Raw genomic sequence first — 10,341 nt, 5'->3', positions numbered from 1 at the left:
CGCGGTGTGTGTTTTGCACCGGGGGGCGGCGGCCCCGGCCGCACCGCGGCGGTTTCGGTCCGGGGGGCGGGGGGCCGGTGCTCGGGGGCCCGCGGGCGGGGGGGGCCCCGCGGGAGATTGACGACAGGGCCTAGCACCGGCGCCACGGCGCCCCGCAGCAGCCACCGTTCCCCCGGCCGGGCCGCGCACGGTCCGGCCGGACCCGTCTGGAGCCCGGACCATGACCAGCACCACCGCGGACACCGCCACGGCCGCCCAGGCCGCCGAACCGGACCTCGCCGAGGTCGAGCTGCTCATCGGCGGGATGACCTGTGCCGCCTGCGCGGCCCGCGTCGAGAAGAAGCTCAACCGCCTGGACGGCGTCACCGCCACGGTGAACTACGCGACCGGGAAGGCCCGCGTCACCCACCCGGCGACCACCCCGGTCGCCGCCCTGATCGACACCGTCGTACGGACCGGATACACCGCCCAGGAGCCCGCGCCGCCACCGGAGCCCGAGAACCCCGAGGACGAAGCGGCGTCCGGAGAGGCGTCCGGACACGACGCCGATCCCGAGTCGGCCGCCCTGCGTCGGCGTCTGGTCGTCTCCGCGCTGCTCGCCGCCCCCGTCGTGCTGCTCGCGATGGTCCCGGCGCTCCAGTTCGACAACTGGCAGTGGCTCTCGCTCACCCTGGCCGCGCCGGTCGTCGTCTGGGGCGGGCTGCCCTTCCACCGCGCCGCCTGGACCAACGTCCGGCACGGCGCGGCCACCATGGACACGCTGGTCTCGCTCGGCACGCTCGCGGCGTTCGGCTGGTCGCTGTGGGCGCTGTTCTTCGGGGACGCGGGCATGCCGGGCATGCGGCACGGCTTCGACCTCACCGTCTCCCGCACCGACGGCGCCTCCGCCATCTACCTGGAGGCCGCCGCCGGGGTCACCGTCTTCCTCCTCCTCGGCCGCTGGCTGGAGGCCCGCTCCAAGCGCCGGGCCGGGGCCGCGCTACGGGCGCTGATGGAGCTGGGCGCCAAGGACGTCGCCGTCCTCCGCGACGGCCGCGAGGTGCGGATACCCGTGGCCCGGCTGGCGGTGGGCGACCGGTTCGTCGTCCGGCCGGGCGAGAAGATCGCCACCGACGGGACGGTGACCGAGGGCGCCTCGGCGGTGGACGCCTCGCTGCTGACCGGCGAGTCCGTGCCGGCCGACGTGGGCGTCGGCGACGCCGTCACGGGCGCCACGGTCAACGCCGGGGGCCGGCTGGTGGTCGAGGCGACCCGGGTCGGCGCGGACACGCAGCTGGCCCGGATGGCGCGGCTCGTGGAGGACGCGCAGAGCGGCAAGGCCGAGGTGCAGCGGCTGGCCGACCGGGTCTCCGGGGTCTTCGTGCCCGTCGTGCTGCTGATCGCGGCCGCCACCTTCGGCGGGTGGCTGGGCGCGACCGGGGACACCGTCGCCGCGTTCACCGCCGCCGTCGCCGTACTGATCATCGCCTGCCCGTGCGCGCTGGGCCTCGCCACGCCGACCGCCCTCATGGTGGGCACCGGCCGGGGCGCCCAGCTCGGCATCCTCATCAAGGGTCCTGAGGTCCTGGAGTCCACCCGGCGGGTCGACACGGTCGTGCTGGACAAGACCGGCACCGTCACCACCGGCCGGATGACCCTGCACGAGGTGTACGCCGCCGAGGGCACCAGCGAGGAGGAGGTACTGCGGCTCGCGGGCGCCGTCGAGCACGCCTCCGAGCACCCGGTGGCCCGCGCCGTCGCGGCCGGCGCCGAGGAGCGGGTCGGACCGCTGCCGGAGGTCGGGGACTTCGTGAACGTCCCCGGGCGCGGCGCGCGGGGTCGCGTGGAGGGCCGTGAGGTGGCCGTGGGGCGCCTCCAGGACGCGCTGCCGCCCGAGGTGGCCCGCGCCAGGGACGAGGCCGAGAGCAAGGGCCGTACGGCCGTGGTGGTCGGCTGGGACGGCGAGGCGCGCGGGGTCCTCGCCGTGGCGGACGCGGTCAGGGAGACCAGCGCCGAGGCGGTGACCGCGCTGCGGCGGCTGGGCCTCACACCCGTGCTGCTGACCGGCGACAACCGCCGCGTCGCCGCGTCGGTCGCCGCCGCCGTCGGCATCGACGAGGTGATCGCCGAGGTGCTGCCCGAGGAGAAGGTCGCCGTGGTGGAGCGGCTGCGGGCCGAGGGCCGTACGGTCGCCATGGTCGGGGACGGCGTCAACGACGCGGCCGCGCTCGCCACCGCCGATCTGGGCCTGGCGATGGGCACGGGTACGGACGCGGCGATCGAGGCGGGCGACCTGACGCTGGTCCGCGGCGACCTGCGGGTGGCGGCGGACGCGATCCGGCTGTCCCGGCGGACCCTCACGACGATCAAGGGAAACCTCGTGTGGGCCTTCGGCTACAACGTGGCCGCGCTGCCGCTGGCCGCCGCCGGGCTGCTCAACCCGATGATCGCGGGGGCGGCGATGGCCTTCTCCTCGGTGTTCGTGGTCACCAACAGCCTTCGGCTGCGGGCGTTTCACTGAGGTCTCGATGCGGTGGCCCCTCTGGAGTCCGGCACGTACCTCACATAGGCTCTTCACAAGGCTCGCGCATCTTCCTTACGCTGGGGTCCCGGTCAACGTCTGCAAGAGACGCAGATCACAGTGATGCGAACGTAACCATCGAAGGGGTTCGAAGGTCTAAGTTGGCGATGTCAGGGAGCGTCTTGGGGGGCGTCACCTGACATCTGGGGATGTCTTGGGGGACTTTCCCAGAGCTGCGTTGCCGGGACACGTACACCGGGAAGCTTTGAGCGGCCCTCCCAGGCGTGCGTTGTCCCGGCAGACCGCACGACACGTATGGCACGTACGACACGTACGAACGCATGACACAGCGAATTCAGGCGCTGTCCTCACAGACGCCCGGCCGGATCCCGTGGGGGGAATCCGCACCGGGACATGGGAAGGCGCCCTGGATCGTCGGCCCGTGGGGGGACCGGCGCCGGGGCGCCTTCTGCTGTTCCGGGGCACGAACGGCCCGGGGCACGAGCGGCCCGGGGCACGAGCGGCCCGGGGCACGAGCGGCCCGGTGCACGAGCGGCCCGGTGCACGAGCGGCCCGGTGCACGAGCGGCCCGGTGCACGAACTGCCCGGTGCACGAACTGCCCGGTGCACGAACTGCCCGGTGCACGAACTGCCCGGTGCACGAACTGCCCGGACAAGAGAGAAAGTCCCGTACCGCTCAAGGCGGTGCGGGACTCTCCTGGTGCGCGTGCGGGGGTGCCTTGCGGCTCAGCGCTCCTCGACCGGCACGAAGTCGCGCTCGACGACGCCGGTGTAGATCTGGCGCGGGCGGCCGATGCGGGAACCCGGCTCCTTGATCATCTCGTGCCACTGGGCGATCCAGCCCGGAAGGCGGCCGAGGGCGAACAGGACCGTGAACATCTCGGTCGGGAAGCCCATGGCCCGGTAGATCAGACCGGTGTAGAAGTCGACGTTCGGGTAGAGGCTGCGCGAGACGAAGTAGTCGTCGGAGAGCGCGTGCTCCTCCAGCTTCAGGGCGATGTCCAGCAGTTCGTCGGACTTGCCGAGGGCGGAGAGCACATCGTGCGCGGCGGCCTTGATGATCTTGGCGCGCGGGTCGAAGTTCTTGTAGACCCGGTGGCCGAAGCCCATCAGGCGGACGCCGTCCTCCTTGTTCTTCACCTTGCGGATGAAGGAGTCGACGTCACCGCCGGCGTCGCGGATGCCCTCCAGCATCTCCAGCACCGACTGGTTGGCGCCGCCGTGCAGCGGGCCCCAGAGCGCGTTGATGCCGGCGGAGATCGAGGCGAACATGTTCGCCTGCGAGGAGCCGACCAGGCGGACCGTGGAGGTCGAACAGTTCTGCTCGTGGTCCGCGTGCAGGATCAGCAGCTTGTCCAGCGCGGCGACGACCGTCGGGTCCAGCTCGTACTCCTGAGCCGGGACCGAGAACGTCATGCGCAGGAAGTTCTCGACGTAGCCGAGGTCGTTGCGCGGGTAGACGAACGGGTGGCCGATCGACTTCTTGTACGCGTAGGCCGCGATCGTCGGAAGCTTGGCGAGCAGCCGTGTCGTGGAGAGGTTGCGCTGGCGCTCGTCGAACGGGTTGTGGCTGTCCTGGTAGAAGGTCGACAGCGCCGAGACCACCGACGACAGCATGGCCATCGGGTGGGCGTCGCGCGGGAAGCCCTTGTAGAAGTTCTTGACGTCCTCGTGCAGCAGGGTGTGCTGCGTGATCTCGTTCTTGAACGAGGTCAGCTCGTCGACGGTGGGCAGCTCGCCGTTGATCAGCAGGTAGGCGACCTCCACGAAGGAGGAGCGCTCGGCCAGCTGCTCGATCGGGTAGCCGCGGTACCGGAGGATGCCCGCCTCGCCGTCCAGGTACGTAACGGCGGATTTATAGGCGGCGGTGTTGCCGTAACCGCTGTCCAGCGTCACCAGACCGGTCTGGGCGCGGAGCTTCCCGATGTCGAAGCCCTTGTCGCCGACGGTGCTGTCGATCACCGGGTAGGTGTACTCGTCATCGCCGTACCGCAGTACTACAGAGTTGTCGCTCACGTCATCCCTCACCGACGTAGTGCCTCATCTTCGAGGTGCCCTGACTGTCTCTACCATCCCCCACTTGGCTCAGGAGAGTGCACTCGGGGTCGACCATCGGGCCTATTGGCGGCACTCAGTGCCGCCAACTTGCTCATCCTGCCCCCTCCTTCCCCCTTCCGGAAGTGCTCTGTGACCTTTGCGACTCGTTTGATCGATCATTTTTTTCACACAGGTTCGGAGGTTTACCGAAAGGTTTCAAGGACGAGAGCCCGCCAGCCGGAAGTCGAGCGCCGTGCAGCGCCGGCCGGCCGACACGGTGCGCACCGCCTGTCCGATCGCCTTGCGGGAACCGACGAGGACGACCAGCTTCTTGGCCCGGGTGACCGCCGTGTACAGCAGGTTCCGCTGGAGCATCATCCAGGCGCCGGTGGTCACGGGGATGACGACCGCCGGGTACTCGCTCCCCTGCGAGCGATGGATGGTCACCGCGTAGGCGTGGGCCAGTTCGTCCAGTTCGTCGAATTCGTACGGAACCTCCTCGTCCTCGTCCGTCAGTACGGTGAGGCGCTGGTCCACCGGGTCGAGTGAGGTGACCACGCCGACGGTGCCGTTGAAGACGCCGTTCTCACCCTTCTCGTAATTGTTGCGAATCTGGGTGACCTTGTCGCCGACCCGGAAGACGCGACCGCCGAACCGCTTCTCCGGCACGTCGGGGCGGCCCGGGGTGACGGCCTGCTGGAGCAGCCCGTTGAGGGTGCCCGCGCCGGCCGGTCCGCGGTGCATGGGAGCGAGGACCTGCACGTCCCGGCGCGGGTCGAGGCCGAACTTGGCGGGGATACGGCGGGCGGCGACGTCCACGGTGAGGCGACCGGCCTCCTCCGTGTCGTCCTCGACGAAGAGGAAGAAGTCCTTCATGCCGTCGGTGACGGGGTGCCGCCCGCCGTTGATGCGGTGGGCGTTGGTGACCACGCCCGACTGCTGGGCCTGCCGGAACACGCGGGTGAGCCGGACGGCCGGGACGGGGCTGCCGTCGGCGAGCAGGTCCCGCAGCACCTCCCCCGCGCCGACGCTGGGCAACTGGTCGACGTCCCCGACGAGCAGCAGGTGGGCGCCCGGGGGGACGGCTTTGGCGAGCTTGTTGGCGAGGAGCAGGTCGAGCATGGAAGCCTCGTCGACCACGACGAGGTCGGCGTCGAGCGGCCGGTCCCGGTCGTAGGCGGCGTCGCCGCCCGGCTTCAGCTCCAGCAGGCGGTGGACCGTGGACGCCTCGGCGCCGGTCAGCTCGGCGAGGCGCTTGGCGGCCCGGCCGGTCGGGGCGGCGAGCACCACCTTCGCCTTCTTGGCGCGGGCCAGCTCCACGATCGAGCGGACGGTGAACGACTTGCCGCAGCCCGGCCCACCGGTGAGGACAGCGACCTTCTCCGTGAGGGCGAGCTTCACGGCCGCCTCCTGCTCGGGCGCGAGGTCGGCGCCGGTACGGGTGCCGAGCCACGCCAGCGCCTTGTCCCACGCCACGTCCCGGAAGCCGGGCATCCGGTCCTCGTCGGTGCGCAGGAGGCGCAGCAACTGGGCGGAGAGGGACAGCTCGGCGCGGTGGAACGGGACGAGGTAGACGGCGGTGACGGGGTCGCCGCCCTCCGGGTCAGGGATCCGCTCCCGCACCACCCCGGGGTCGTCGCCGTCCTCCTCCGGCTCGTCCGCCAGCTCCGCGAGGCACTCGATGACGAGGCCGGTGTCCACCTGGAGCAGCTTGACCGCGTCGGCGATGAGCTTCTCCTCGGGGAGATAGCAGTGCCCTTGGTCGGTCGCCTGCGAGAGCGCGTACTGCAGCCCCGCCTTCACCCGGTCCGGGCTGTCGTGGGGGATCCCCACCGACTGCGCGATCTTGTCGGCGGTGAGGAAGCCGATGCCCCAGACGTCGGCGGCGAGCCGGTAGGGCTGGTTCTTCACGACGGAGATGGACGCGTCGCCGTACTTCTTGTAGATGCGGACCGCGATCGACGTCGACACCTCGACGGTCTGGAGGAAGAGCATGACCTCCTTGATCGCCTTCTGCTCCTCCCAGGCGTCGGCGATCTTCTTGGTCCGCTTGGGTCCGAGGCCGGGGACCTCGATGAGCCGCTTGGGCTCCTCCTCGATGACGGTGAGCGTGTCAAGACCGAAGTGCTGCGTGATCCGGTCGGCGAAGACCGGCCCGATGCCCTTGACCAGGCCGGAGCCGAGGTAGCGCCGGATGCCCTGGATGGTGGCCGGGAGGAGGGTCGTGTAGTTCTCGACGTGGAACTGCTTGCCGTACTGGGGATGCGACCCCCAGCGCCCCTCCATCCGCAGCGACTCGCCGGCCTGCGCGCCGAGCAGCGCACCGACGACGGTCAGCAGATCACCGGCGCCCCGGCCGGTGTCGACACGGGCGACCGTGTAGCCGTTCTCCTCGTTGGAGTACGTGATGCGTTCCAGGACGCCGGTGACTTCGGCGAGACCCAGCCGGCTCCCCCGATCCGCACCACTTCCCGCGCCGGACACCGCCCCACCTGCCCTTCACGTCTCCGTTCCGAGTCCTGAAAGGAGGCTACCGGCAGCCGCTGACAGCCCAAGATTTGAAAGATTTACCTAAGACCTATTGACTCACGAGGTAAAGGGCGTAGTAGTGGTTATCAGACGGCAACACCGAAAGGGTCACAAAGTCGACGAGGACGTCTAGCCGGCGGAGTGACGCGGACAGGATGCCGTTCAGGCCCCCGGCAAGCCGGCGCGATACCGAGGCAGCAGTGACGACTGAGGCTTCAGGACACGTGCAGCACTACCGGGGACTGTTTTTTGCCCTCGGTGCCCTCGGCGCTCTCGGCGCTCTCGGCCTCAGGCGATCGCGTAGTCGTGGATGGCCGGTTCGAGAAGGCCGAAGGCGCGTGCCGCTTCCTTCGCGACCGTCCTGGCGATCTCGTCGTGCGTGTGCCCGGCCAGGGTCAGGTCCTGGATGCGCTGGAACAGGACGCGGTGCACGGCGCCGAGCAGCCCGGCGACCGTGCGGACGGTCATGTCGTCCGGCCGCGCGCCGACGGCTTCGGCGAGGGCCTCGGTCAGCGCCTGCTCGCGCTGGTCGTGCAGGTTGCGCAGGCACGCCGACAAGGTGGGGCTGTCGGTGATCATGCGGGAGAAGTCCGGGCCGGCGAATCCGGCGACCGGGTCCTGCGCCGCGACAGAGGCCTCGAAGGCCCGGCGAAGCGCCGCGAGGGCGGACTCCCCGGGGCGTCGGGAGGTCACGGCGCGCGCCAGCGTGGCGCTGAACTCGTCCTGGTGATCGAGGGCCAAGTCTTCTTTGCGCGCGAAGTAGTTGGTCACCGTCTTCTTCGCGACGCGGGCCGCTGCTGCGATCTCGGCGATGGTGGTGTTCTCGAAGCCCTGCTCGATGAAGAGCCGTGTCGCATGGTCGGAGATCAGCTGTCGCGTCTCCTGCTTCTTCGCCTCCCGCAGGCCCAGCGGGGCGGTGGCGTCGGCTGGGGTGGTGCTCGCTGTGGCGCTCGTCCTCGTCTCCATGAGGCGAATCTTACCTCCGTAGCAAAAATATGTTTACGGCACTGAGCGCATGGAAGTAATGTTACTACCGACGTAAGATCGCCCCCAGAACAGCCCGAGAACCCCAGAACAGCCCGAGAAAAGGACCCCCCTTGAGGATCACCGCCTCCACCGTCTCCCTCACGGTCGAAGACGTCGCCGCCTCCCACAGCTTCTTCACCGAGCACCTCGGCTACCAGGAACAGGCCGCGGCCGAAGGATTCGCCTCCCTCACCCGTGACGATGCCGCCGTCGACATCGTCCTGCTCCGACGGGGCATCGACGTCCTGCCCCCCGACCAGCGCGACCGGCACGCCGACGGACTGATCCTCGCCTTCACCGTCACCGGCCTCGAAGCCGAGGAGAAACGACTGCGTTCCGAAGGCGTCGACATCACGATGCCCTTGCGCGAAGAACCATGGGGAGAACGCCTGTTCCAGGTCACCGACCCCAACGGGGTCGTCGTCCAGTTCGTCGAATGGACCACACCGGACCACGCCTGATCCCGACCGGATCGCGCAGACCCAGAAGAAGGAGCACCGCGTGCGAAAGCTCGTGTACTACATCGCCACCACGCTGGACGGTTTCATCGCGGGCCCGGACGGCGCCGACCCCACGGGCCCGGACGGCTTCTGGCCGATCCCCGAGGACTACATCCAGCACCTGGTGACGGAGTACCCGGAGACCTTGCCCGTCCAGGCCCGGGCGGCGCTCTCCGTCACCGCGCAAGGCACGCACTTCGACACCGCCCTGGAAGGACGGCGCAGCTACGAGATAGGTCTCAAGGCAGGCATCACCGACGCCTACCCCCACCTACGTCACCTGGTCTTCTCCCGGACCCTCACCGAGAGCCCGGACCCGGCCGTCGAACTGGTCGCAGGCGACCCTGTGGACAAGGTGCGGCAGTTGAAGCAGGAGGACGGCAAGGACATCTGGCTGATCGGCGGCGCGGAACTGGCCGGTGCCCTGTACGGCGAGATCGACCAGCTCATCCTCAAGATGGCACCGCTGACCATCGGCGCCGGAATCCCGCTCTTCTCCCACAAGGCGGCCTTCGATCCGCGCGGCTGGCAGCTCACCGGCCGCACCCTGCTCGACAGCGGCGCGTCCTTCGTGACCTTCGCGCGTGCCGCCGGTGACTGAGGTCATCCATCAACTCCCCGCTGACCGGGGTACTGGTGCCCAGCACGCCGGTCAGCGTTCGAGGCTCGCGAGTCCGAGTTCCACGTTGTTCCACGTTCGCGGCGGCCGACATCGGTCGCAGCCGGGCACTGCTGGCTTCAGCGTTGTGAAAAGGGCCTCCGTAAGTACTCCGGTCTGGGTTCGTGATTCTGACTATGGCCATACCGGGGGAAGTGTGGTGATCATTGCGTGATGAGGCCTCGATTGGCGGAGATGGCTGTGTCTGATTCCTACTGGGAACCGACAGGGCGGCCAGGGGACTTTGGGCCGCTCGGTCCGTGGACTCTGGAGCTGACCAACTATCTGGCGTGCACTGATACGGCTGTTCGTTGCCTGCCGGTTGTCCTTCGAGGTCTGGTGATCGGATACCTCTGGGCCTCGGAGAGCGAGGATGCCGCCGGCTACGTCGGCAGGGCTGGCACTGGGGCGGTCGGGTTCGACGCCGGCGGGCGGTGGCGTCGGCGGTTGAAAGAAGCCCGGGATGCTGGCTTCTCCGCGTGGGAGGCGGTGCAGCTGTGGGTCGGCGAGCCGGAGGACTCCGTCGGGGGTGCGATCCCTGACGACGCTCAGGATCTGATCCTGCCGAATTCGGAGGCTGCGCGGGGTCTTGCCAGCCGCGCCGACGGCTACGAGCGGCGGTGATCGTAAGCGTCCACGCTCGACGGCGGACGCGAATGCGGCGGGTTGGCGCGTCGGATGTCACACCCTGGTGCTCGAATCGGGCTCGTGGTCCCGCCCGGAGCGTTAGTCGCTCTTGCGTACTCCCGGTTTCGTGACCTATCTGGTGGGTTCGCTGCCGATCCGTCCGTGGTAGTGGCTGCGTCGGGCTGTTGCCTGGTGGCGTCTGCGCCAGTTTGACCAGCGCAGCAGCCGCATCCGCGAGCAGCTGAACGCGCAGCTCCTCAGCACCCAAGGTTCGGCAGGGGTGCTTAAAGAGCTTTTATCCATTTTCGCGCGTTTGCTCCCAAAGCAGGTCGCGCGGCAACGGGCGACAGCGTCTCTAGAATTCTGTGGTTGCCCGGGTGTTTCGGGCTTTTCGGGCGCGGCGTGGCCGTGTGCGGTCGCCTTGCCCTGGTCCGATCCTCGGG

The 10,341-nt window shown here is 69.4% G+C and carries 7 protein-coding genes; 4 read left to right on the top strand and 3 right to left on the bottom strand.

Annotated features, from left to right (window positions below):
* Positions 1-220: 220 nt before the first annotated feature.
* Positions 221-2,500 (top strand): heavy metal translocating P-type ATPase, encoded by a 2,280-nt coding sequence (locus ACFWR9_RS29545; protein ID WP_383847158.1) that lies wholly within the window; start codon positions 221-223, stop codon positions 2,498-2,500.
* A 747-nt stretch (positions 2,501-3,247) separates the two neighbouring features.
* Here the strand turns inward: ACFWR9_RS29545 and ACFWR9_RS29540 are convergent.
* From ACFWR9_RS29540 to ACFWR9_RS29530, 3 genes are all read right to left on the bottom strand, one after another.
* Positions 3,248-4,537, bottom strand: a complete 1,290-nt coding sequence (locus ACFWR9_RS29540) for a citrate synthase (protein ID WP_383847156.1) — start codon at positions 4,535-4,537, stop codon at positions 3,248-3,250.
* A 237-nt stretch (positions 4,538-4,774) separates the two neighbouring features.
* Positions 4,775-7,042 carry an ATP-dependent RecD-like DNA helicase gene (locus ACFWR9_RS29535; RefSeq protein WP_383847154.1) on the bottom strand — a complete coding sequence of 756 codons (2,268 nt, stop codon included), beginning with the start codon at positions 7,040-7,042 and terminating at the stop codon, positions 4,775-4,777.
* 333 nt (positions 7,043-7,375) lie between these two features.
* Positions 7,376-8,053: a TetR/AcrR family transcriptional regulator gene (locus tag ACFWR9_RS29530; protein WP_383847152.1), complete on the bottom strand. Its 678-nt coding sequence runs from the start codon at positions 8,051-8,053 to the stop codon at positions 7,376-7,378.
* Positions 8,054-8,184: 131 nt separating this feature from the next.
* Between ACFWR9_RS29530 and ACFWR9_RS29525 the strand changes: the two genes are divergently transcribed.
* From ACFWR9_RS29525 to ACFWR9_RS29515, 3 genes are all read left to right on the top strand, one after another.
* Entirely contained in the window at positions 8,185-8,574 is a 390-nt protein-coding gene (locus ACFWR9_RS29525; RefSeq protein ID WP_383847151.1) for a VOC family protein, read from the top strand.
* 40 nt (positions 8,575-8,614) lie between these two features.
* Positions 8,615-9,214 (top strand): dihydrofolate reductase family protein, encoded by a 600-nt coding sequence (locus ACFWR9_RS29520; RefSeq protein ID WP_383847149.1) that lies wholly within the window; start codon positions 8,615-8,617, stop codon positions 9,212-9,214.
* Between the two features lie 252 nt (positions 9,215-9,466).
* Positions 9,467-9,895 carry a hypothetical protein gene (locus ACFWR9_RS29515; RefSeq protein WP_383847224.1) on the top strand — a complete coding sequence of 143 codons (429 nt, stop codon included), beginning with the start codon at positions 9,467-9,469 and terminating at the stop codon, positions 9,893-9,895.
* Positions 9,896-10,341 lie beyond the last annotated feature (446 nt).

Source organism: Streptomyces sp. NPDC058534 (assembly GCF_042717365.1).
Taxonomy (GTDB): domain Bacteria; phylum Actinomycetota; class Actinomycetes; order Streptomycetales; family Streptomycetaceae; genus Streptomyces.
The sequence above is the reverse complement of the archived record's forward strand: the minus strand, read 5'-3'. Positions and strand labels throughout refer to the sequence as shown.

Coding starts and splice junctions, on each gene's coding strand:
- ACFWR9_RS29545 (WP_383847158.1), top strand. CDS start 221: ATGACCAGCACCACCGCGGACACCGCCACGGCCGCCCAGGCCGCCGAA.
- ACFWR9_RS29530 (WP_383847152.1), bottom strand. CDS start 8,053: ATGGAGACGAGGACGAGCGCCACAGCGAGCACCACCCCAGCCGACGCC.
- ACFWR9_RS29515 (WP_383847224.1), top strand. CDS start 9,467: ATGGCTGTGTCTGATTCCTACTGGGAACCGACAGGGCGGCCAGGGGAC.